A 21,445-nucleotide genomic window follows, 5' to 3' on the forward strand; every position below is an offset into this window, starting at 1 on the left:
ATGCCTGGAAGAGTTACGCAGATATTCTGGCTGCTCCTACGGCCCATCCCAAACGCTCGGCCAGGCCATCAGTCATCCGCTGCAGATGATGATGAGAAGAGCTATAAGCGCAAGGAACCAGAGCGCGTATAGCCAGCCCCATACGGGCCCCGCGCTTCTAGCTAGTCAGGCTTTGGAGAGCACACGGCGAATTTGTCGATGGGCATCGACACAAGCGTCTTTCGCGAGAATCGACGCAGGAGTGGGCAACGGTTGCAATTCCCGACCCACGGCAGATGCGCGGTTGATGGATATCAACGGCTGTGAAGAGAACTTTCGCTGACCGCATCAGCTACAATAATGAGTCGCGGCGGACATCCAAAGGTCGAGAACTTTCCGCGTCGGGCGTGAATTCTGCTAATGACAAAAAATGAAAATGAATAGCAGCGGCGGTTCATTCGAAGACCCCATTGCTGGCACCTACCCCGGCATTTGCGTCCGGGATATCCGCACGGTGACTGTAGGCTCGCCATACAGACCACTGCCCTTCGGCCGACCCGCACCTTTGCGCCCACCGCCGAACGTCAATGCCTGAATTTTTTGCATGGGAGGAATCGTGCGCCGATGCGTTGAACCCCGTCAAGCAGATCGGGCGCTCAACCGTCCAGCGTTACCAGCACCTCTTCCTTTCGGAATGTGCGGTCGGTCCGATAGTAGCTGTCATGGAATTCGTCGCCGTTGCCAGCGAAGCCGCCGTAGAGCCCGTATTCCTGCAAGTCTCTGAAGTAGAACCCGACCCGGGTTTCCGCGAAATGATCGACGTGGAAGGCTGACATGTGCGCTGTGTCAAACAGCAGCTTGCCATCCTTCGCCTTCCAGAACTGCCCCTCGTGTTCGCGGAAATTGTACTCCCGCATACCCGTCTTGATGTGCTGATAGAGCTTCGTGTCGCTCTCCAGGCGAGCTGAGGCAACCTTGGCCTTCTCTTCGTTCTTTGAGGACCGCCACAGAAAGAAGACGCCCACAAGCGCCAGCAATATGATGACTGACCAATCCATCCCCGCCCCCTGTTTTGCCGATAGTGGCAGCCCAGGGCAGCCCGAGCTAGAACCATCGGTACGACGCGACCAGGAAGATGACGAGGAAGCAAGCGCCCCCGATGCCCAGCCCCCTCGGCGCTAACATCGACTCCAAACAGGCAACCCGCCCAAAGGCGTCAACAGACTTCTTGGAGACACTTTGGCATCATCGAGAGTTCCGAGCCTGCATGGGCACCCGTCGCCCAGCCATAAGGCCATTTCGTCGCAGGGTTGAACCTTTCCCGCGACCGGACGTCCACCTAGCGTGGGTGGTCCCCCAAGCGCCCACATCCCCAAGACAGTAGAGAACCCCGTTTCCCCGGCGGGGCTTTCGCTTTTCTGGTGGCGCGCAACCTGCGCATTCTGGTGCCCTGCAGTGGCCTTTGCCGCCTACTGGGCGCCGGCTATGGCCTTGTATTCTCTCAATGTTCCTCGGAGCTAGTACCTTCACACGGGAGAGGCCAAGATCGATCCCTTGTGCGCCCACCATTGTTCAAGCGTATGCAACTATTTACGACGTTCCCTCGGAGGGTACCCCAGAAAAGCTGAGGCACAACAGGGCACCCTCGTTTCCGGCTCTCCGCCACCTGCCATCACCTTCACCGGCGTCCTGAATGCGATAGAAAAACAAGGCGTGCCGCTCCCCGTCGCTGCCCACACAGCGCATCCGTGCGCCGCTCCACTTCCCCGCGGGCACGGAACGCAGCAATCCCGCTTACGACTGCGGATTGGTTCCCTAACGTCGATGTGAGCTGAGGGTCCGTAGGTCTAATATGCGGACCGACATCGTTTGATTCGGAGTGCTAACTTGATTGCCCTATCAGAAGACGACCTTAAGCTTTTGCGCGAAATCGCAAAAAGTGGCGGCAGGAAGTACACGGCCGGCGCGATCGATCGCACACGATACGCACGCCTCGAAACAGTTGGTTTGCTCAAAGGACAAGCGACCAACCTGAGTGACGTGATCTATGAGTTACTCCCTGCAGCGAACGAGCACATTCGCGACTAGAGACCGCTTCAAATGGCGAGGAAGTGACCGCGTCATTCCAATCTCGCCTAAGCGCCAACACCATCGATGCAGCGATCGACACTGGTTTATCGGGCGCAGGCCTTACATGTGCTGTGTCCTATCGGGTGGGCGAATATGCGCGCGCCGGTCGGCTGAAGCTTGTGCTTGAAGAATTCGAGCCACCGCCGCGGCCGGTTCATGTTCTCTGTGACAGGCAAAACCGATTGCCATTAAAGCTACGCGCCTTGTAGATTTCGTAGTGCCGCGCTTGCGATTTCAACTTGAAAGAGCGGCCCTTTGACCGAATATCCAGCAGGTGTCTGCCCAGCACCTTGTGACGTCACTGCGGTAACGGCGGGCTTACCTACGTCCGCTTTGCGCCGGTTTTTTCGAAAAACTCCGCCGTCGAAGCCGAGCGCTAGCTATTCTCATCAGTGAGAGAACATTATCGGGAGCGGTGGATCGGGCAACAGGCTTTGCGTTGCGCCCCCGAGAATGAACTCCCGGAATCTAGAATGACCATATGCGCCCATTACCAGCAAATCCGCACCGCACGATGCTGCGGATGCTTTAAGCACTTCACCAATTGGCCGCCCCGCCGCATCAACGTTTTCCAAGGTCACGCTAATTCCGTGCCGTGACAGGTTCTTGGCGACCTCTTCGCTCGAACGCTTCGTATCGATCTCCTTTTCATTTTGAACGGTCACGACCCGAACGTCCTTGGCCTTTTCGAGAATGCCGATTGCATCGGCGATCGCGCGCGCCGCCGTACGGCTGAAGTCCCAAGCGACCATCACGGTATTGAGCTTGAACGTCTCGGCGAGCGCCCTTTCCGGAAGAATCAGAGTTGGCTTTCCTGTTCCAAAGATTACAGACTCGGCGTGCCACTGATCGTAAGAGGGTGCGGCCGGAATAATCATCAGGTCGCGCATCCGTCCGTACTCGACGAACACATCCGATACTTCATGCACGAAGCATTTCTCAAAAATTCACTCATGGGACACATCCACACTACTACACGACCATGGTCGAATGGGGCCGTGCCTTCGACGTCCCGGTCTATCTGCACGAGGCCGACCGTGAATGGATAATGCGCAAGGACGATTGCCTGACATTGTGGTCCGGCGACACCGGGGAGATCGCGCCAGGCATGACCCTGGTCCGTCTCGGCGGCCATTATGATGGCGGCACGATCATGCATTGGGCGCAAGGCGCGGGCGGCCGCGGCGCGCTTCTGTCCGGCGACATCCTGCAGGTCGTGGCCGACCGCAAGCATCTCGGCTTCATGCGCTCCTATCCGAATTTCATTCCCCATGGCGCCGCCGCCGTCCGGAAGATCGCCGATCGGGTTGCGCCCTACAGCTATGACGCGATCTATGGGGCTTTCTGGAATGCTGTCATTCCAATGGGTGCCAAGCAAGCGATGGATAAATCGGTGGCGCGACATCTGGACTGGCTGCAGCGCGACATCGCATGATGGCCTGAGCACGGGCGCTTCGACGGAGTTTCGATGTTCAACGACAAATTCATGGCGCGGGCGATCGAACTGTCGCGCAAGGCGCTGATCCGGAAGGGCCTTGGCCCCTTCGGTGCCGTCGTGGTCCGCGATGGCCAGATCATCGGCGAAGGCTACAATCAGGCCGTCTTTCGCTGCGATCCGACCTCGCACAGCGAAGTAGAGGCAATCCGTGATGCCTGCAGCAAGCTACAGACCATCAATCTCGAAGGTTGCGAGCTCTATACGTCCTGCGAGCCTTGCTCGCTCTGCGTCGCGACGATGCTGCTGTCGCGGATTGACCGCGTCTATTACGGCGCGTCCACGCAGCAATCGATGCAGGCCATGCCCAACCTTTCCCGGCCGATCACCGTGCGCGAGTTGCGCGAGCAAACCGGTCTGCCGATCAACCAGCGCAAGCTGCCGGCGGAGCAATGGTGCGACACCGAAGCCGTCGACGTCCTCGCACAATGGGCAAGCACCCTATGACCAGCTGTGACATCCTCATCAAGGGAGCACGCCTGCGCGGTCAGCCAGAGGCCACCGATATCGCCATTGCGAATGGCACGATCGCGGCGCTCGCCTATGAAGCTAACGAGGTAATCGACGCTAAAGGGCGGTTGGTGACGGAATCCTTTGCCAATCCGCATCTGCATCTCTGCAAGGTGTGGACGCTGGCCCTGGTCGAGGAGGCCAACGACCACCCACATACTTCGAACGCGGTGAACGTTGCGCACGTCCCTTCCGACCAATGTCCTCTCTGCGCCACAAGCTGACGAACAGAATCAGATGCGTCTGCTCATTTTTGGAGTACATAATCCGGAAGGGTCATGATCTGCTGTTAGGAACTTAAGTGCTCCGTCAAGAACCTGGCCTGAATATCGAGTGCTTCGGTCGTTTCCAGCAGCTCTGGGTACTTGGTCCAATGGACATGCGGCATCGCATCGAACACAACCAGTCTTGCATCAACGTCGACGCACAATAGCGCCCGGTGGAAATTGCAGGTTCCGCTGAGGAAGAAATCGCGGGTCCCGGACATGCATAGTGTCGGCGGAAAGCCGTCGAGGTTGGCATGGATCGGCGACAGTACCGGGTCGCTCAGATGTGCGTCAGCGAGATAGCCCCTGGCCTGTTCCAGCACTGTCGTTACACGCGGCGCCAGTCCGATCACGCCGAACAAGGCTTCCGTATCGCCAGTCCTGGTGAAATCCGCAGTGCCGGAGAAGAAGCCGATTGCGGCGGGCAGCGGCAACGCGAGCTGACGCGCACGGACGACGGCCTGCGCCGCCAAAACGGCGCCTGCAGATGATCCGTAGATTGCGATATCCTTTGCGGCTCGGGTCTCGAGTAGCGCACGATAGGCCGCAACCGTGTCATCGACGGCGGCAGGATAGGAATGTTCTGGGGCCAGACGGTAGTCGACAGCGAGCACCGGCAGTCCGGTGCGCGCTGCGATCGGGACAGCCTCGGCGATCGAGCGGGCACCAAGCTTGAATGCGCCGCCATGCAGATTGACCAGCAACTGCCCGTGTGTCCCTGGTGCAAGGTCCCGCGGCGTTACCAGTCGTCCCGGCACGCCGCCGACCGTCACGGACTCGACCGAGACCGCATACATCTCGAGCAACTGCGCCTCGAGGATCGCCTGCGCCTCATCATAGAATTTGCGCTCGATCTCGATCGGTGCGGTCAAACCATTGGTCGGGTCGGGCAAGCTGTTGCGCAGCCTTATCATATTGGCGGCGGCTGCGCTGATGCTGGTGGGGAGTGGGACGTGCAAATCGACGATATGCGTCGTGCCATCGGGCAGGAAAGTAACGCTGGGTCCTCTGGAAGAACGTGGCGCGGCCAGCTCTGTCATCGTGATCCTCCCGGCGTCCTTTGCTGTCTTGCCACTAAAGATACTGCATTCCTGGCGCGTCCACCCCATCGACGCGCTGCGCATTCATCGCCCGCGCGAAGCTGACGACCTGTCGCGCCATAACCGCAAGATTGCGCTCGACATCGAGGTCAAGGCAAGTATCGCCATCGAATATCTTGCTGGCTGTGTTGATCGTCACGCCAAGCGGCGTGTTCCAGCCGCGCAATGCGTGAACAACCGAGCGCAGGGCTGATAGTGTTCCACCAGCCGCCTGCCAGCCACCGGCGCAGGCGATGCTCCCCACTGCGCGCCCGTCGAAATAGACGCGCGCGTCGCGGTTCATGTCCTCGGTATAGTCGAGCGCGTTCTTGATAAGGCCCGAGATGCCGCCGTGATAGGCAGGCGCGGCGAGAATGATCCCGTCGGCATCGCGCAGGGCGGCGACGAACGACATAGCGTACTTGTCGCGCACCGGGTCGGCGGGATTGTACAGCGGAAATGAAAGCGACGGGCCATCGAACATCTGCACTCGCACACCGGCCTGCGCCGCGATCCCGAGCGCGTAGCGCGCCGCCAGTTCGGACGAAGAATTGGGGCGATGCGTGCCGCCGATCCCGACGATCAGGGGCTTGCGTGGCTTATTAAAGAGAGCGTTCATCATGTCTTTCCGCCAGGGCGTTTTCGCGAGTCCGGTGCGCCAGATGTCAAGCGCCGGGAGGCGGGAGGAATTCGACTTCGTGCAAGGCGGCCAGCCGCACGACCTCGGCCGGATCCGGTACGTTGTGGATCGCCTTGAACAGGTCGAACAGTTTTCGCGTCGGGGACACCCAGAACAGGCACTTCACCGTCTGCCCGGACTTGTTGAAGATGCCGTGCGGAATCCCCATCGGGAGCCGGGCGAGATCGCCGGGCTTCGCCTGCGCATCCGTACCGTCGAGCCAGAAGTCGAGCGTGCCTTCCAGTATATAGATGAACTCATCCTGAGTCGGATGGATATGCGGCGGCACGAACGTGTCCGGCGGAAACGTGGCATGCCAGGACAACGAGTTTTCCGAGAGCTGCTTCGGCACATAGGTCTGACCGAGAATATTCCAGGTGATGTCCTGGACACTCGACGTGGCGTTGGTGACGCCGGGGGTCATGATCATGGTTGCGATTCCTTCGATTTGAATGGCGCTATTCGGCGGCGACGGACAGTTCGGCGTCGGCCAGCCGGCGCCGTTCCTTGAGCATCGGAATGACCTCGTTGGCGAGCCCGGTGATCGTGCGCACGACCTTCCAATGCGGCATATTTCCGCGATGGATCTGGAAGATGATGCGGCTGGTCTGCGCCTCCTCTGCCCACTTCTCGATCGTGTCCGCCACTGTCCTGGCGGTGCCTGCAACGACACGGAACTGCTGACGGATCTGAGCCCAGTCGAATGCGCCGCCATGACTGGACGGCAGCATGCGGCCGTTGCGCTTCTGGAATTCCTCCAGCGACAGATAGCCTGGTGCATCGATGAAGCGGCCCGCACGGGTCAGCGTGGTAAAGAAATAGCGCACATGCGGCTCCATCTCGGCCAGCGCGCTCTCATCGTCATCACCGATGTAGCACATGCAGACGATCGGCACCTGCGATGGACGGATCGTATGGCCGTAATGCGCGGCGCGCTCCTTCAGCGTCTTCTGCGCCGCGAGTTGCGAGGTGATCGGGCTGAAAGTCGACGAATAGCCAAAGCCCATTTCAGCGGCGAGCTCGATGGTGCCGGGACTTCCCGATCCAACCAAATAGACCGGCGGGTGCGGCTGCTGATACGGCCTCGGCCACATATTAAGGTAGCGATAGTTGTAGAATCGCCCGGAGTGACTGATCGGCCCTTCCTGTGTCCACATCTTCATGATCACTTCCAGCGCCTCGCGCTGGCGCTCGCGGGCAGTGACCGGATTGACGTTGCTGGACCAGTATTCCATCGGCGTGCCCAGCGGGAACGCGAATTCCATGCGACCGCCCGACATCACGTCGAGCATGGCATAGGATTCCGCCAGCCGATGCGGATGGTCGAGGCCGGCCGGCGTGCCCATCACGCAGATCTTGCCTTTGGTCTGCGGGATCAACGCGCCTGCCAGAATGCTCGGCACCGGCATCAGGCTGTAGGGCGTATTGTGATGCTCGTTGATGCAGACGCCGTCGAAACCGAGCTTGTCGGCAAGCACCAGCTCGGACAGGTAGCGTTCGTAATATTCGTGGCCCTTCTTCGGATCGAAATATTTATTCGGGAAATCGACCCAGAGCGACTCGTAGTCGTCGATATTCTCTGGCAGATCGTAATACGGCATGAAATGCCAGGCCATGAATTCGGTATCAGGAAGGATCGGCATGATTGGCGCCTCGTTGAATGCAAGGATGACAGTTGTTGCTGAGTGACGTGCGGATCAGGCCTGCGCGGGCGCAGCCTCACCCGGTGTCACCGCGGTGCTGGTTTTTGCGAAGGAGGCCGTCGTCGCTTCGGGATTGATGAGCAGCCAGGCGATCAGCGCGACACCGAGCTGCAGCGCCCCGAGGATCATGAAGCCGGTCGCATAGCCCTGGGCCTGGGTGGCGCCGCGTTCCACCAGAATGCCCATGAAATAGGGTGCGAAGGATCCAGCGGCGGTGTTCGCCACGGTGGCGAACACCGCGAGCATGCCGCCGCGCTGCGCCACCGGCGTCACTTCGGCGATGATCGCCGGGCTCAGCGTCCAGACCAGCGTTGGCAGGCCGAATCCGATAGACAGCAGCAGCAGTTGCAGCGCCCCCGGCTGCAGCTGCGTCATTGCGATGGTGGAGAAGCCGCCGAGGCCAAGCGCACCTGTCAGCATCCATCCGCGCGAAAGCCGGCTCGACACGCCCTTCTGGATCAGTTTCTGCGACACGAAACTACCGATCAACACTAGTACGATGCTGGTCAGCCAAGGCAGCGTAGTGAGCCAGCCGGCCTGGGTCGTCGAATAGCCGAGGCCTTTCAGCAGATATGGCGGCAGCCAAGCCAGGAAGATGGTGATGCCGCAGGCGACCGAGAAGCCGGCGATGGTGTTGCCGAGGAATGTGCGATCGAGCAGCAGCTTCGGATATGGCACCCGTTTGACTTCGGTCACGCGAGGCGTCGCCGTCTGCACCTTGCCTTCGCTGCCGGTGATCATCCAGACCACCACCCATAGCAGGGTCAGTGCCGCGAGCACGGCGAAGCCGGTCCGCCAGCCATAACCGGCGATGAGATAGGCGACCACCGGGCTTGCGAAGATGATGCCGAAGGCCGCGCCTTCCGAGACAACGCTGGTCGGCATCGCGCGGTCCTTGTCCTCGAACCACTTGAAGCAGGCATGCAAAGCCACCGCGAAGGCCGGACCTTCGCCGATGCCGAGCAATGCACGGGCCATCACCACTTCCGTATGTGTGGTGGCCCATAGCATCGGCAGCTGCGAGAGTGCCCAGATCACAGCGAGCACCGTCAGCACCCATTTGGCGGGATAGCGGTTCAGCGCAAAACCACCGGCAATGCCGGCCACGGGATAGAGCCAATACATGGCGCCGGCGGCGAGACCGAACTCGCTCGGCGACATATTGAGATCGCGCATGATCGGCACGGCGGCAAAGCCGAGGACGGCGCGATCGGCGAAAGCCAACACCATGAACAGCGTCAGCATGAACACTATATACCAAGGCTTCCACGGGCTCGGCTGCATGGTCACGACGCCTTCTTGGTGATGCGCGCGGCAGGTTTTGCAGCGGCGGGGCTCTCGTTCAAGAAGTTCGAAACGATCCCGGCGGCAGCAACAGGCTGCTCGTCGAGCGGCAGGTGACCGACACCCGCCATGGTTTCGAGCTGCGCATTCGGAAGCAGCTTGAGCCAGATCTCGGCCTGCGCGAACGGCTTGATGCGATCACCCTCGCCCCACAGCAGCAGCGTGGGCGCGGAGATGCGATGCAGCCACTGGTCGAGCTTGGGATTGCCGGGCCGTTCCCACACGAGCCGCGCCGACGAGATGGTCTCGCGATAGCGCAGCGTCATAAAGTCGAGGTCGTGACCTTCCGGCATGAACGGTGCCAGCACCGCGGGATCGGCGACCAGATAGACTGACACATCCTTCGGAGGCACGGTGAACAGATCGGTGGACGGTACATCCTTGATCACCAGTCCGCCTGGCGATACCAGAACCAGCCGCGCGATACGCGCCGGCTGTACGATTGCGATCTCCGATGCGATCCAGCCGCCGAGCGAGGAACCGACCAGGTTGATCTGATCGAGGCCGAGTGCGTCGAACAGATCGAGATAATGCAGCACATGGTCGTTGATCGACTCGATGCGAGCGTCATCGGCGGATTCGCCGAAACCGGGGTGGTAGGGAAGAATGACGCGATGGGTCTTCACCCAATGCCGCGCAAAGCCGAAGCCGGCGAAGGTGCCCGAGCCATGCAGATAGACCAGCGGCTCGCCGGACCCCGCGCTGTAGACCACGGTGTTGATGCCGTTGATCTCGATCTCCTGCCGCTCGAAGCCGTCGAGCGCCGCTTTCGTTCGATCAAGTACCGATGCCATAAATCCCCCTCGATCCGCCTGAATGTGAAGTCTGACGGGAGGCTAGGGGCCAGGGTCGCGGAGCGTCACCTATCGAAAGATAGCGAATGACATTTATGCGACGGTAAAGCGCTTGCGGCTTGCGCTCCGGCTGTCATCATACCCGTTGAAGAGCGCCGGGATGCGCCGGTTGGCACCATCCTTGCAAAGCGCCAGATCTCTGCGGGTGGAAATGATGACCGACTATATCGTTGAAGATATTTGGGAAATCCCACCGCTGCCGGTCGCCTTCATAAATGGTGGCGACGCAACGACCGACGAGCATGCGGAACTTGCATCGGGCATTGTTCGCCACCGTCTGTCTCTTGGGCTGAAACGGACATCCCTCCCGCCTCTCACGCTGGTTAATGCGCCTGCAGGCTACGGCAAATCCAGCCTGCTGCGGCAATGGATGCGCGAATTAGCGAAGGCCGACTACCAACCGCTCTACATCATGCTCGACGATGACCGCGCAACGGTGATCCGCAGCGGCAGCCGGCTGCATGCGGCGATCCAGCTCGACGATCATCACGCACTGATGCCTTTCATCCGCAACTGGCTCGGCACGCGGACGCGCGGCATCGTGCTGGTCGATGGCGGCCATGTCTTGCCGGATGCCATCGCGCAGAGCCTGTGCACGTTCTTCCTGCAGCTCGAGCTGCATCAGCATGCGCTATTACTGACGACGCGCCATCCGCTCCGCGTCGCCCTGGCGCGCGCGCGCGCGCTGAAACGCGTGCGCGATATCGGCGTCGGGGATTTGCGACTAACGGCAGACGAATTGACGGAGATCGCCGCCGTTGAGTTCGGGCTGGAGCTAGATCAGCGCGCGTCGACCGAGATTGCGGACGCGACCGGCGGATGGCCGGCAGCGGTCGGCATTTATCTGCAGCGCGCCAGCGCGATCGGTGTGCCCGCACTGCTACGCGAGATGCGGCGCGGCTCCCGCCTGATGGATGACTTTTTCGCCGAAGAAATCCTGCAACCACTGCCAGCACCGCTGTGCGATTTCTTGATCGGCGCCTCCGGACTTGGCACATTAACCGCGGGCGCCTGCGACGCCGCGCTCGCCATCGAGACCAGCGCGGAATTACTCGACGACGCCGTGAGCGCGGGCCTGTTCATCCATCCCGTCGATGGCTGCGGACAGGACTACCGGCTTCATCCGCTGTTTGCGACCTATCTTCGATCCCTGCTGATGCGATCTGGCCGCGTGGAGCATGATGCGATCGCGTTGCGCGGCGCCGACTGGTTCGAGCGCGACAATCGAATGCCGGAAGCCTTTGATTGCGCCCTGCGTGCCGAGGCATGGGACAAAGCCGCCGCGCTGCTGGACGTGTTCGGCATGCGCGCCTGCCTTACCGGACAAGGCGAACTGGTCACCGCAATGGCGCTCAAACTGCCTCAGGATGTGTTGCGGCAGCACCCGCGCGCGGCGGTATTCGCAGCGCGCGGTGCGTCCACCGGCTGGCGCTTCGGTCTTGTCGAGGATTTCTTGCGGCTCGCCGACGAGACCACCTTGCGCGACGATGCGGCCGAACTCGAAGGCCTTGTGCTCCACAGCCGTATGCTGACGGCGCAATATGAGGACGATCAGATCGCCGCCGGGCGCAAATGCGCCGAATTGCTGAAGCGCATCGACAGTTTCGACCACTATACCCGCGGCACGATCTTCGGCTCGCTGCTGTATGCGCGGCGCGAGCAGTTCGATTTCACCGACGCAGCTGAACTTGAAGCCACGGGCGTGCGCGAATTCAATCTCGGCGAACGCCTGCTCGGCATGGTGTGGCACCTCTCAGTGCTTGGACCTACTCATGCCATGCGCGGCGACCTTGCGACAGCGGCTCGGCGGCTCGAGGAAGCCGCAAGCATCGCCGGCAATCTCGTCGAAGCCGAATGGATCGCGTCGGTGCCTGCTTTGCTACTCGCCGAAGTCTGCTACGAGCGCAACGACCTCACGCAGGCTAAAGCGCTGATCGACCGGCATCATCTGGCGCCGCGGGTCGGCTTCATCGACCAGTATGTGGCGGGCTATGTCACCGGCGCAAAACTGCTGGCGTACGCGGGCGACATGGCGGCCGCCCATCGCCGCCTAGACGAGGGCATGGTGCTGGCCGAGAGCCGGTCGCTGGCGCGCCTGCGTCAGGCCATGATCGGAGAACGAGTGAAGTTGCTGCTAGATGACGGCGAGCAGCAACGCGCTTTCGAGATCGGGCGCCAGGAAGGACTGCTCGGCGCGGCTGACGGTATGCAGCCGCGGGCAGACTGCACGACGCGAGACGAAATGCGCGCCGTCTCGTGGTTCAGGCTCGCGACCGCGCGCGGCGATCTGACACCCGCCATCGAGCTCGGCCGGATTTGGAAGCGTTTCGCGGTCAGGGCCGGCGCCTTTCGGTCGGCGATCCGGTGGGAGTTACAGCTTGCCCGCGCTTATGTTGCGCAGGGCCAGACGACCCGTGCGCAACGCGAATTGCGCAGCGCGCTGGCCCGCGCCGTCACCGGCGGCTTCGTGCGCAGCTTTCTCGACGAGGGTGCGCCAATCACGCGCCTGCTGCAGGAACAGCTCGGCGCCTCACATATCCGCACCTCCGCAACGGATTTGCTCGTCGCCCGATTGCTGCAGGCCGCCGCTGCCGATTGCAACGTTTCTTCGACGGCAACTAGACCACAGGCCCATGCCGCCAGCATGCCCAGCCCCGAGCGGCTCACCCGCATCCAGGCAGAAATCCTGCAGATGGCCAGCGCCGGCCTACAGAACCGCGAGATCGCGGTGCGCGTCGGAATGACCGAAGGCTCGGTCAAATGGTACATGCAGCAGATCTTCAACAAGATCGGCATCCGTAAACGCGCTGGGTCACTTGAGCGAGCACGATCGCTCGGGCTGATTTAGCATGCCAGAACGACAAAGTCCGCTTTGCGCAAGTAGCGGCCATTGCAGTTGGCCGTGCCAACCTGGCCTTCCCCCTGAGAAGTGGTCCGGTTTGAGAGTTAGAGTTTCGGCTATTTTGGGCTTTGAAAGGAGCACGGAATGGCACGGAAACACTACACGGCAGAGCAGATCATCGGGATGTTGCGCGAAGCTGAGGTTCGGCTTTCACAGGGTGAGAAGACCGGTGCGATCTGCCGCAGCCTCGGGATATCGGAGCAGAGTTACTACCGCTGGCGTCGTGAGTATGGCGGTCTGAAGATGACCCAGGCAGCACGGCTGAAAGCGTTGGAGAAGGAGAACGCGCGGCTCAGGAAAGCGGTCTCCAATCTGACGCTGGACGCGCTGATCCTGAAGGAAGTCGTCGAGGGAAAGTACTGAGCCCTTCCCGACGTCGTGCTGGCGTAGCCCATGTCTGTGCGGCGCTCGGTGTGTCCGAGCGTCGTGCATGTCGTGTGACTGGCCAGCACCGCTCGACCCCGCGCCGGCGTTTGCAGCCACGATCCGATGAGAAGCGCCTGACGGCGGATATCGTCCGGCTGGCTTCGAACTATGGTCGCTATGGCTATCGCCGCATCACAGCCCTGCTTCGTCAGGAAGGCTGGACGGTAAATGCCAAGCGGGTGGAGCGCATCTGGCGTCGAGAGGGGCTGAAAGTGCCGCACCGACAGCCGAAACGTGGCCGTCTATGGCTGAACGATGGATCGTGTGTTCGACTGCGTCCACGCTATCGCGGTCACGTCTGGAGCTATGACTTCGTGGCTGACCGCACCCACGACGGCAAGGCCTTCCGCATGCTGACGGTGATCGATGAGTTCAGCCGTGAGTGCTTGGCGATCCACGTCCAGCGTCAGATCCGAAGCGACGACGTGCTGGCGGTGTTGACCGATCTGTTCGCTCGGCATGGTCCGCCGGCGCATATCCGGTCAGACAATGGCGCCGAATTTACCGCCATTACTGTTCGCGAATGGCTGGGCCGCATCGGCGTCAAGACGCTCTACATCGAGCCAGGATCACCTTGGGAGAATGGATACTGCGAGAGCTTCAACGGCAAGCTTCGCGACGAACTGCTCAACGGGGAAATCTTCTACACACTGAAGGAGGCTCAGATCCTGATCGAGAACTGGCGGCAGCACTACAACACGATCAGGCCGCACAGCTCACTCGGCTATGTACCGCCGACACCGCAAGCCATCTTGCCTCGTGCGGCCAGCATCCTCTACGCTCCACCACGCTCAGCCAATCTCGGCGACTACAACCGCCGGAGCTCTAACTTATCCAGCGGACCTCCCTAATGGGGCAGGCCAGCTCCAAACCAAACTCGGTAGATACTCTCTTGGTTGGCTGTGCGGAAACGGCGGCTTTGCGCCGCCAACAGTTGACCTCCCGTCCTTAAACGGGCTCTCAAGGATCACGTTACAAATACGCTTTTGGCAGCAACATGTGGATGCCCTTGTTGCCATCGACCAACTGTGTCACCCGAAGATTGCCCGCGAGCGAGCACAGCATGTAGGCCTGATTGCGCGACAGGTTGGTACGATCGCATACGTGGTTCACCATCTCCCGCACCGCCTGCTTGGCCGCATCGTCGAGATCTTCATCGAGACCGATCGAGATCAGGTGCGTAGAACTCTCGGCGAACGGCCATTTCAGATCCATGTCCTTGCGGACGGTGAGACGGAACGTGCCGGTGACGCCGGTCTCCAGCGCGGTGATGCAGACCTCGCCGTCGCCCTGTACGCCGTGTCCGTCGCCGGCGAAGAACAGCGCGCCCTCGTTGAACACCGGCAGATAGAGCGTCGTGCCGGCGCGCAGCTCCTTGTTGTCCATGTTGCCGCCGAATTTGCGCGGCACCGGCGAGCCGCAGCGGCCCCAGGCCGGCGGCGGCGCGGTTGCGATAATTCCGAAAAACGGGTCGAGCGGAATCTCCAGTCCCCATGGCATCACGCAGACATTCCGTGCGTGATCGATGGTCGGGTGGATCGTCTCATAGTCGGTAAACTCGTCCGGCAGCGTACCAAGCAATGGCAGGATCGCAACGAAGCCCCAGTCCTGGCGGACTTTCACGTCGAGAATATCTATCTGCAGGACATCGCCGGGCTGTGCGCCCTTCACATAGACCGGCCCCGTGATGAAGTGCGGGCCACCGCCCTGCACGAGTTGGTCGAGCGCGGCCAGATAGTCCGCCGGCACGATGCTGAGGTCCGGCGGCAGGGCCTCCTTGCCGCCTGCTGGAAACGAATGCAGCGTCACCGTATCCCCCGATGCGATCTCGAGCACCGGCTTGGTGGTGCTGTCGATATATCCCCACACCATGTTCTCGGGGGCGGAAGAGATTTCGTGACGGCGGGACATAGGCAACTCCTTAGATGATAATGGTTAGATAGCGATATGGCGCTGCAGAAGTTCGCGGCTGGAGGATTCCATGCGATCGGCTTCGACGACGCCGCCTCGCGACAGCACGACGAAGGCGTCCGCAAGGCTCATCGCAAAATCAAGATATTGCTCGACCAACAGCAATGAGATCTTTCCCTTGAACGACGCCAGCACGTCGCGGATGGCGGCGACCACGTTGGGCTGGATGCCTTCGGTCGGTTCATCCAGGATCAGTAAAGAGGGCTTGGTGACCAGTGCGCGCGCTATGGCGAGTTGCTGCTGCTGGCCGCCCGACAGCGCGCCACCGGGGCGCCTCCACATCTGCGTCAGCACCGGAAACAATGCGATGGTGTCTTCAACCAGCGCGGTACCAAAAGTGCCGTGTGCCCGTGCGGCGGCCTCGATGTTTTCGGCCACGGTCAGTTCGGCAAAGATTTCACGGCCCTGCGGCACATAGGCTAGGCCGCGGGCGGATCGCCGGTTCGGCGACCAGCCCGTGATCTCAGTGTCATCGACCATCACCCGGCCACGCGAGACCGGAAGCACGCCCATCAAACATTTCAGCAGCGTCGTCTTGCCCGCGCCGTTGCGGCCGAGCACCGCGACGCACTCCCCAGGTGCAATCTCGAACGCCACTTGGCGCAGTACCTGCGCGCTGCCGTAGTGCTGATCGATACCTTCGACGCGGAAATGCATGGTCATCGCCCCAGATAGACGTCGATGACGCGTTCATCGGTGCGCGCATGGGCCATCGATCCTTCGAATAGCGTGCGGCCCTCATGCAGCACGGTGACGCGATCGGCGACCTTCTCGACGAAGTCCATGTCGTGCTCGACGATCACAATCGCCCGGTCGGCGCGCTTGAGTCCGCGGACCAGCGCGACGGTACGCTCCGTCTCGTCGTCAGTCAGGCCGGCGACGGGTTCGTCGAGCATCAGCACCTTGGGATTGGACGCCAGCACCATGCCGATCTCCAGCCATTGCTTCTGGCCGTGGCCCAGTTCCGCCGCGGAGCGCTGCGCCAGATCGCGCAGGCCGATGGCTTCCAGCACCTCATCGACGCGCGTTGCCAGTTGCCCCGGCAATAGCGAGCGCCGCAATCCGCCCTGCGCGCCGATGGCGATGTGTTGATGCACGTTCAAACCTTCGAAGATGCTCGGCTTCTGAAACTTGCGGCGAATACCGGCGCGGGCGATGTCGGATTCGCTGCTTCGCGTGACATCCGTCGTGTCGTCGAAGATCACCCGACCGTGCTTCGGATGGGCGATGCCGGAGACCACATCCAGCAGCGTCGTCTTGCCGGCACCGTTGGGTCCGATCACGGCGCGGACCTCGCCGAAATCCACCGCGAGCGACAGCGCATCGATTGCGCGAAAGCTCCCGAACTCTACCGTGATGTTGTCGACCAGCAACGCCACGCCCGCCATCAGTGCAACTCCGGCGTTTCGGCGGCGATGCGCTTGACGCCCATCGGCCGCACCAGTTTCATCTTGGCGAGATCGATCAGCCCGTTCGGGAAGACGAGCACGATGAGCACGATCGGACCCGACAGGATAAACGGCCAGAGTTCGGGCGCCGCGGCCGACAGCCAGAACTTGATGGCATTGACGAGCACCGCGCCGATCACGGCTCCGATCAGATTGCCGCGTCCGCCGATCGCCACCCAGACGGCGATCTCCAGTGACAGTTCCGGCGCCAGCAACCGCGGATTGATGATGCCGACTTGCGGCACGTAGAGCATACCGGCCACCGCCGCGATCACCGCCGACAGGCACCAGACGGCGAGCTTCAGCCGCAGCGTATCGTAACCCAGCGTGCGCAGCCGCACTTCGTCGTCGCCCGCCGCGACGATCATCACGCCAAAGCGGCTCGCCATCAGGAACCGGCAGCTGAGAAGGGTCAGACCGAGCACCAGAACGGAGACCGCGGCCATGGTAATCACGACGCCTCCGGAGCCGACGGGCCAGCCGAACGCCACCGTGAAGCCGGTCATGCCGTTGTTGCCGCCGAAGCCGGTGTCGTTGCGATACATTAGCAGCATCGCGACGTAGACCAGCGCCTGCGTGATGATCGCGAAATAGACGCCGCCGACCCGCGAGCGAAACGAGACGTAGCCGAACACACCGGAAATCAGCAGCGTGACGACGACGGCCACCAGCAGCGCATAGGGGAAGAAGCCGAAACCGGCCCAGTAGAATGGCAGCTCGGTCCAGCCCATGAACTGCATGAAGTCCGGCACCCTGCCCGTCACCTCGTATGAATGCTTGAGCAGGTACATCGCGACGACGTAACCGCCGATGCCGAAAAACAGGCCATGGCCGAGCGACAGGATCCCGAGGTAACCCCAGATCAGATCGAGCGAGATCGCCAGGACGGCGAACGCCGCGAGTTGGCCTATTGCATTGGCGAGATAGGGTGACAGCCCGGCCGAGTTGAAGACTGACCCCGCCAGCAGCAGGGCCACCGCAATCACGATGAGGAGCAGACAAAGAAATGGACGGTCCGACGCAAGCGGCTTCATTTGCGCCGCCCCTTGATAGCGAACAGGCCTTCCGGCCGCCATTGCAGGAAAGTGATGATCATCAGCAGCACGATAACCTTGGCCGCCACCGCGCCCCACAGCGGCTCGATCAACACGTTGATCTGGCCGATGCCGAGCGCCGCGACGACGGTGCCGATGATGGTGCCGACGCCGCCGAGCACAACCACCATGAAACTGTCGATGATGAAGTTCTGACCCATCTGCGGGTTGACGCTATAGATTGGCGCCAGCGCCAGGCCCGCGAGCCCCGCAAGGCCAGAGCCCAGCCCGAACGCCAGCATGTCAATGCGCCGCACCGGAATGCCGATGCAGGCCGCCATCGTGCGGTTCTGCGTGACCGCGCGGATGTTGAGGCCTAGCGGCGTCAACCGCATCAGGCCCCAAGTGATAGCCAGCGTCACGACTGCGAAGGCAATAGCGAACATCCGGTTCCAGGTGAAGATGAAGTCGCCGATCACCGGCACGCCGCCCGTGACGTAAAACGGCGTCACGAAGTTGAGGTTCTGCGTGCCGAACGTCACCCGCACCAGATTGATCAGGAACAGGCTGACGGCCCAGGTCGCCAGCAGGCTCATCAACGGGCGCTTGTACAGATGGCGCAGCAGGATAGCCTCGAGCGCGATGCCGATCGCCGCCGTCACGACGAATGCGATCGGGATGGCGATGACGAGATACCAGTCGAGCAGCGCTGGCGCGAGGTGCCGCAGCCCTTCCTGCACCAGCCAGGTGACGTAGGCGCCGATCATGATCATCTCGCCCTGCGCGAGGTTGATCACACCCATTAGGCCGAAGATCACGGCAAGGCCGATCGCGGCCATGAACAGGATGCTGGCGAAACTGAAACCGTTGTAGAGCGCGGCCAGCACATCGCCGGTCAGTATGCCGCGGTTGATCGTGCTGATGGCCGCATCGACGGCGCTCCTGAATTCCGGATTGGCGGCGTAGGCGGGATCGGCGGTCATCGGCCGAATTTGCGCCAGTGCCCGGCGGTCCGGCGTCGTCGAGATGTGCCTAACCGCACGGATCCGCTTGGCCGGCTCGGTCGAGTTCAGCGCGGCAGCCTGCGCCGTCGCCAGAATCTGCGCTTTCAGCCCGGCATCGCTTTCTTCCTCGGCGGCGATCTCGAACAGCCGGTCCGGCAGGCCGGAAGTCTGCCGCTCTAGGGCGCGCAACGCTGCAGCACGCTGCCCGAGATCCGTTGCCGTGCGCAGTTGCAGCGTCGCGGCAGCAGTCTCGAGCAGCGCCCGGTTTTTCAGGCTTAGGAAGGGTTGACGGTCGCGCTCGCCGGCGGTGCGCGGCGCACGGGTGACGGCATCCTGCGATCCCTCGGCGGTGATCAGTACGGCGCCGCCGGCGTCGCAAGTCAGCTTTCGATCAATCATGGCGCGGGCCAGTGGAGCGGCCCATTTGCGATCGTCCGGCGATCCGTCCTGCGCGAGGGCCGTCAGAGTTCGACCGCCTTCGCCCATCGCCCCGGTGTCGCCGCACAGTTTGCCGACCAGATCCGCACGCGGAGCCTCCGCAGCGACCAACGCTGCCGGAATCCACGCCGCGATTAGGATCGCAGCAACACCCAGAGTACGTCGCATCATGTCCGACCAATAGCCGCGGGCCAGCATGGGCCGGCGGCTGCCCCGTTCGAATTCCACTCAACCATACGGACTGAACGGGACGGGTTTCGGCGCATCCTTGGACTGCCAGAGAATGTCAAAGCCCTGCTTGGCGTTGACGGAGCCAATAAAGACGCCGCGCGAAACATAATTGTTCTCGGCGGTCATCGAGATCTTATAGCCGGACGGGCAATTGAAACTCAGGCCGGCGAAGGCTTTCTGAACTTCGGGGACGTCGAAGGAGTTGGCCTTCGCCGCCGCCATTGCCCAAAGGTGGACCGAGTCATAGGCGGAAACCATCGGATCGATCACGACGTCGCCCTTGAATGGCACCTTCTTGGCGATGACGTAGTCGGCCCACTGCTTCAGGAACGCCGTGTTGGCAGTGCCCGGCGCATTCTGCAGATAGGCCCAGCAATTGAGATGGCCGACCAGCGGCTCGGTGTTTAATCCTTCGAGGTCGGCCTCGACCATGTCGAGACCAAGTACCGGAATGTCGGTCGCCTTGATGCCCTGATTGGCGAATTCACGCAGGAAGTCCGGGATCGACGAGCCGACCACCGTGAGCACGACCACCGGCTTGCCGCCGCCCTGGTCGGCGAAGGCACGGATCTGGTTGACCAGGGTCTGGAAATTCGAAAATCCGAAGGGGACGTATTCTTCCTTCCAGGCGGTTTCCGGAATGCCTTTCGACTTCCAGTAGCCCTTCAACTGCTTGTTGATGGTACGCGGCCAGACATAGTCCGAGCCGATCATGAAGAAGCGCTTGGCGCTGACGCCATCTTCACTCATCAGGTAATCAACGGCGGGCAGCACCGAACTCGCCGGCGGTGAGTTGACATAGACAACGTTCTTGGAATTCTCGTCGCCTTCGAAATGCAGCGGATAGAACAGCAGCCCCTTAGCCTGTTCGACCACCGGCAGAACCGACTTGCGCGACACCGAGGTCCAGCAGCCGAACAGGGCCGCGACCTTGTCCTGCTCCAGCATCTGCTTGGCAACCTGCGCGTAGATCGGCGCGTCCGAGGCCGGATCCGACGCGGCGACCTCGATGATGCGGCCGTTGACGCCGCCCTTGGCATTGATCTCGTCGGCCGCCATTCGGACCACGTGGTTCAGGCGCCCTTCGAGATTGGCCATGGTGCCGGACGACGAGAACAGGCAACCGAGCTTGACCGTGCCGCCGGCTGCATGGCCGGCGCGAATGAGAGCGGGCGCTGCCAGCGCAGCAGTAACGGCCCCTGTCGCATGAAGAAACGAACGGCGAGACAGCAAGCTCATGATCCTGACCCCTATAGTCGTGCAAGGTGGCCGGAGTTCACGCCGTCGTTGACGAACAGACAACGCCAAATATCGTACAGGCCTGCTTAACGAGCAAGCAGCGAGGCCCGCTTAACGACCTTGATGTCAATTTTGCCATTTAACGACGGCAGGTCTGCTAGAGTACGATCGCAATGGTCTTGTTCGAGAACGAATGCAAAAGCTGGTGCGTGGGACCGGCTCGCACAACGACTATTCCGGTCAACGCTTCCTGTAGCAGATGAAAGCAGACGCCGATGCGACACTCTCAGCACACTGACAGCGAGATTCTTCACCTTCTCTATGAAGCCGAGATGGGCGTTTCAATTGCTGAAATTTGCAGCACCGCGCACATCTCGCTGCGCACCTTTTATCGCTGGCGCAAGCGCTACGGCAGCCTGACGCCGGCGGCCTTGCTGCACATGAAGGATCTGGAGCTGGAAAATCAGCGGCTCAAGGCCCTCGTAAGCCGACTATCGGAACGCCGCAGCGACGTGATCACGCCAGCTTCTCCTACTCCCCAGCGGGCCGAAAAAGGATCCGGTGAGCAAAGGCTGCCGCACATGCACGGCACCTCCTTGGGTCGCTTCGCCTCGGTTCGCGGCATGCGCTGAACGAACTTCCGCGCATGATGGGGTCCTCACTCCGAGGGAACAAAATCGCCGGGCTGCTTAGGGCAGGCCACTCGTTAGCTT

22 protein-coding genes are annotated in these 21,445 nt (G+C 61.5%); 8 read left to right on the top strand and 14 right to left on the bottom strand.

Annotated elements, in window-relative coordinates; translation table 11 throughout:
- Positions 1 to 635: 635 nt before the first annotated feature.
- On the bottom strand, positions 636 to 1,037 hold the full coding sequence (locus tag SFY93_RS22460) for a hypothetical protein (protein ID WP_320444648.1): 402 nt from the start codon (positions 1,035 to 1,037) through the stop codon (positions 636 to 638).
- 829 nt (positions 1,038 to 1,866) lie between these two features.
- On the opposite strand from SFY93_RS22460, the gene SFY93_RS22465 reads away from it, so the two are divergent.
- Both SFY93_RS22465 and SFY93_RS22470 read left to right on the top strand, forming a co-directional pair.
- The gene (locus tag SFY93_RS22465; protein WP_141137116.1) at positions 1,867 to 2,067 is read left to right on the top strand and encodes a hypothetical protein; all 201 of its coding nucleotides are present in this window, start codon (positions 1,867 to 1,869) and stop codon (positions 2,065 to 2,067) included.
- 23 nt (positions 2,068 to 2,090) lie between these two features.
- A complete protein-coding gene (locus SFY93_RS22470; RefSeq protein ID WP_320444649.1) occupies positions 2,091 to 2,318 on the top strand; it encodes a LysR substrate-binding domain-containing protein in 228 nt (75 codons plus the stop codon).
- Positions 2,319 to 2,498: 180 nt separating this feature from the next.
- On the opposite strand, the gene SFY93_RS22475 is transcribed toward SFY93_RS22470, so the two are convergent.
- Positions 2,499 to 3,038, bottom strand: coding sequence for a universal stress protein (locus SFY93_RS22475; protein ID WP_320444650.1), 540 nt, complete (start codon positions 3,036 to 3,038; stop codon positions 2,499 to 2,501).
- Positions 3,039 to 3,091: 53 nt separating this feature from the next.
- Here SFY93_RS22475 and SFY93_RS22480 point away from each other — a divergent pair, with 53 nt between their 5' ends.
- The 3 genes from SFY93_RS22480 to SFY93_RS22490 are packed head-to-tail and all read left to right on the top strand — an operon-like array spanning position 3,092 to position 4,338.
- The gene (locus SFY93_RS22480; protein ID WP_320444651.1) at positions 3,092 to 3,544 is read left to right on the top strand and encodes an MBL fold metallo-hydrolase; all 453 of its coding nucleotides are present in this window, start codon (positions 3,092 to 3,094) and stop codon (positions 3,542 to 3,544) included.
- A 33-nt stretch (positions 3,545 to 3,577) separates the two neighbouring features.
- Complete coding sequence (locus tag SFY93_RS22485) at positions 3,578 to 4,051, top strand: nucleoside deaminase (protein ID WP_320444652.1); 474 nt, start codon at positions 3,578 to 3,580, stop codon at positions 4,049 to 4,051.
- Entirely contained in the window at positions 4,048 to 4,338 is a 291-nt protein-coding gene (locus SFY93_RS22490) for a hypothetical protein (protein ID WP_320444653.1), read from the top strand. Before SFY93_RS22485 ends, SFY93_RS22490 begins: the two co-directional genes overlap by 4 nt.
- A gap of 65 nt (positions 4,339 to 4,403) precedes the next feature.
- Here the strand turns inward: SFY93_RS22490 and SFY93_RS22495 are convergent, their stop codons facing one another.
- The 6 genes from SFY93_RS22495 to SFY93_RS22520 are packed head-to-tail and all read right to left on the bottom strand — an operon-like array spanning position 4,404 to position 9,979.
- The gene (locus tag SFY93_RS22495; protein ID WP_320444654.1) at positions 4,404 to 5,504 is read right to left on the bottom strand and encodes an alpha/beta hydrolase fold domain-containing protein; all 1,101 of its coding nucleotides are present in this window, start codon (positions 5,502 to 5,504) and stop codon (positions 4,404 to 4,406) included.
- Positions 5,455 to 6,081 carry an NADPH-dependent FMN reductase gene (locus SFY93_RS22500; RefSeq protein ID WP_320444655.1) on the bottom strand — a complete coding sequence of 209 codons (627 nt, stop codon included), beginning with the start codon at positions 6,079 to 6,081 and terminating at the stop codon, positions 5,455 to 5,457. The genes SFY93_RS22495 and SFY93_RS22500 overlap by 50 nt, the downstream gene beginning before the upstream one ends.
- Before the next feature lie 43 nt (positions 6,082 to 6,124).
- Positions 6,125 to 6,568, bottom strand: coding sequence for a cupin domain-containing protein (locus SFY93_RS22505; RefSeq protein ID WP_320444656.1), 444 nt, complete (start codon positions 6,566 to 6,568; stop codon positions 6,125 to 6,127).
- 28 nt (positions 6,569 to 6,596) lie between these two features.
- Positions 6,597 to 7,781, bottom strand: coding sequence for an LLM class flavin-dependent oxidoreductase (locus SFY93_RS22510; protein ID WP_320444657.1), 1,185 nt, complete (start codon positions 7,779 to 7,781; stop codon positions 6,597 to 6,599).
- Between the two features lie 54 nt (positions 7,782 to 7,835).
- On the bottom strand, positions 7,836 to 9,125 hold the full coding sequence (locus SFY93_RS22515; protein ID WP_320447824.1) for an MFS transporter: 1,290 nt from the start codon (positions 9,123 to 9,125) through the stop codon (positions 7,836 to 7,838).
- Positions 9,126 to 9,127: 2 nt separating this feature from the next.
- A complete protein-coding gene (locus SFY93_RS22520; protein WP_320444658.1) occupies positions 9,128 to 9,979 on the bottom strand; it encodes an alpha/beta fold hydrolase in 852 nt (283 codons plus the stop codon).
- A gap of 214 nt (positions 9,980 to 10,193) precedes the next feature.
- On the opposite strand from SFY93_RS22520, the gene SFY93_RS22525 reads away from it, so the two are divergent.
- A complete protein-coding gene (locus tag SFY93_RS22525; protein ID WP_320444659.1) occupies positions 10,194 to 12,887 on the top strand; it encodes a winged helix-turn-helix domain-containing protein in 2,694 nt (897 codons plus the stop codon).
- 138 nt (positions 12,888 to 13,025) lie between these two features.
- Positions 13,026 to 14,218, top strand: a protein-coding gene (locus SFY93_RS22530; RefSeq protein ID WP_320444660.1) for an IS3 family transposase whose coding sequence is annotated in 2 segments (ribosomal slippage) — positions 13,026 to 13,287 and positions 13,287 to 14,218 — 1,194 coding nt in all. Because the reading frame shifts where the segments join, the coding sequence is not laid out codon by codon here.
- A gap of 121 nt (positions 14,219 to 14,339) precedes the next feature.
- On the opposite strand, the gene SFY93_RS22535 is transcribed toward SFY93_RS22530, so the two are convergent.
- The 6 genes from SFY93_RS22535 to SFY93_RS22560 are packed head-to-tail and all read right to left on the bottom strand — an operon-like array spanning position 14,340 to position 20,732.
- Positions 14,340 to 15,278: an acetamidase/formamidase family protein gene (locus tag SFY93_RS22535; RefSeq protein WP_120286951.1), complete on the bottom strand. Its 939-nt coding sequence runs from the start codon at positions 15,276 to 15,278 to the stop codon at positions 14,340 to 14,342.
- Between the two features lie 24 nt (positions 15,279 to 15,302).
- Entirely contained in the window at positions 15,303 to 16,001 is a 699-nt protein-coding gene (gene urtE / locus SFY93_RS22540; RefSeq protein WP_320444661.1) for an urea ABC transporter ATP-binding subunit UrtE, read from the bottom strand.
- Positions 15,998 to 16,726, bottom strand: coding sequence for an ABC transporter ATP-binding protein (locus tag SFY93_RS22545; protein ID WP_320444662.1), 729 nt, complete (start codon positions 16,724 to 16,726; stop codon positions 15,998 to 16,000). Before SFY93_RS22545 ends, urtE begins: the two co-directional genes overlap by 4 nt.
- The gene (gene urtC / locus SFY93_RS22550; RefSeq protein ID WP_320444663.1) at positions 16,726 to 17,820 is read right to left on the bottom strand and encodes an urea ABC transporter permease subunit UrtC; all 1,095 of its coding nucleotides are present in this window, start codon (positions 17,818 to 17,820) and stop codon (positions 16,726 to 16,728) included. The genes SFY93_RS22545 and urtC overlap by 1 nt, the downstream gene beginning before the upstream one ends.
- The gene (gene urtB, locus SFY93_RS22555) at positions 17,817 to 19,430 is read right to left on the bottom strand and encodes an urea ABC transporter permease subunit UrtB (RefSeq protein WP_320444664.1); all 1,614 of its coding nucleotides are present in this window, start codon (positions 19,428 to 19,430) and stop codon (positions 17,817 to 17,819) included. The genes urtC and urtB overlap by 4 nt, the downstream gene beginning before the upstream one ends.
- Before the next feature lie 60 nt (positions 19,431 to 19,490).
- Positions 19,491 to 20,732, bottom strand: a complete 1,242-nt coding sequence (locus tag SFY93_RS22560; protein ID WP_120286956.1) for a transporter substrate-binding protein — start codon at positions 20,730 to 20,732, stop codon at positions 19,491 to 19,493.
- A gap of 275 nt (positions 20,733 to 21,007) precedes the next feature.
- Between SFY93_RS22560 and SFY93_RS22565 the strand changes: the two genes are divergently transcribed.
- The gene (locus SFY93_RS22565; protein WP_320444665.1) at positions 21,008 to 21,364 is read left to right on the top strand and encodes a transposase; all 357 of its coding nucleotides are present in this window, start codon (positions 21,008 to 21,010) and stop codon (positions 21,362 to 21,364) included.
- The last annotated feature ends 81 nt before the right edge of the window (positions 21,365 to 21,445 follow it).

The sequence above is a fragment of the Tardiphaga sp. 42S5 genome (assembly GCF_034044155.1).
GTDB classification, from domain to species: domain Bacteria; phylum Pseudomonadota; class Alphaproteobacteria; order Rhizobiales; family Xanthobacteraceae; genus Tardiphaga; species Tardiphaga robiniae.

What these genes read in the sequence shown, in the direction of transcription:
- SFY93_RS22565 (WP_320444665.1), top strand. Translation starts at nt 21,008, where the DNA reads ATGCGACACTCTCAGCACACTGACAGCGAGATTCTTCACCTTCTCTAT.
- SFY93_RS22485 (WP_320444652.1), top strand. Translation starts at nt 3,578, where the DNA reads ATGTTCAACGACAAATTCATGGCGCGGGCGATCGAACTGTCGCGCAAG.
- urtB (WP_320444664.1), bottom strand. Translation starts at nt 19,430, where the DNA reads ATGCGACGTACTCTGGGTGTTGCTGCGATCCTAATCGCGGCGTGGATT.
- urtC (WP_320444663.1), bottom strand. Translation starts at nt 17,820, where the DNA reads ATGAAGCCGCTTGCGTCGGACCGTCCATTTCTTTGTCTGCTCCTCATC.
- SFY93_RS22515 (WP_320447824.1), bottom strand. Translation starts at nt 9,125, where the DNA reads ATGCAGCCGAGCCCGTGGAAGCCTTGGTATATAGTGTTCATGCTGACG.
- SFY93_RS22525 (WP_320444659.1), top strand. Translation starts at nt 10,194, where the DNA reads ATGACCGACTATATCGTTGAAGATATTTGGGAAATCCCACCGCTGCCG.
- SFY93_RS22505 (WP_320444656.1), bottom strand. Translation starts at nt 6,568, where the DNA reads ATGATCATGACCCCCGGCGTCACCAACGCCACGTCGAGTGTCCAGGAC.
- SFY93_RS22495 (WP_320444654.1), bottom strand. Translation starts at nt 5,504, where the DNA reads ATGCGCAGCGCGTCGATGGGGTGGACGCGCCAGGAATGCAGTATCTTT.
- SFY93_RS22480 (WP_320444651.1), top strand. Translation starts at nt 3,092, where the DNA reads ATGGTCGAATGGGGCCGTGCCTTCGACGTCCCGGTCTATCTGCACGAG.
- SFY93_RS22560 (WP_120286956.1), bottom strand. Translation starts at nt 20,732, where the DNA reads ATGAGCTTGCTGTCTCGCCGTTCGTTTCTTCATGCGACAGGGGCCGTT.
- SFY93_RS22520 (WP_320444658.1), bottom strand. Translation starts at nt 9,979, where the DNA reads ATGGCATCGGTACTTGATCGAACGAAAGCGGCGCTCGACGGCTTCGAG.
- SFY93_RS22490 (WP_320444653.1), top strand. Translation starts at nt 4,048, where the DNA reads ATGACCAGCTGTGACATCCTCATCAAGGGAGCACGCCTGCGCGGTCAG.
- urtE (WP_320444661.1), bottom strand. Translation starts at nt 16,001, where the DNA reads ATGACCATGCATTTCCGCGTCGAAGGTATCGATCAGCACTACGGCAGC.
- SFY93_RS22500 (WP_320444655.1), bottom strand. Translation starts at nt 6,081, where the DNA reads ATGATGAACGCTCTCTTTAATAAGCCACGCAAGCCCCTGATCGTCGGG.
- SFY93_RS22535 (WP_120286951.1), bottom strand. Translation starts at nt 15,278, where the DNA reads ATGTCCCGCCGTCACGAAATCTCTTCCGCCCCCGAGAACATGGTGTGG.
- SFY93_RS22510 (WP_320444657.1), bottom strand. Translation starts at nt 7,781, where the DNA reads ATGCCGATCCTTCCTGATACCGAATTCATGGCCTGGCATTTCATGCCG.
- SFY93_RS22545 (WP_320444662.1), bottom strand. Translation starts at nt 16,726, where the DNA reads ATGGCGGGCGTGGCGTTGCTGGTCGACAACATCACGGTAGAGTTCGGG.
- SFY93_RS22460 (WP_320444648.1), bottom strand. Translation starts at nt 1,037, where the DNA reads ATGGATTGGTCAGTCATCATATTGCTGGCGCTTGTGGGCGTCTTCTTT.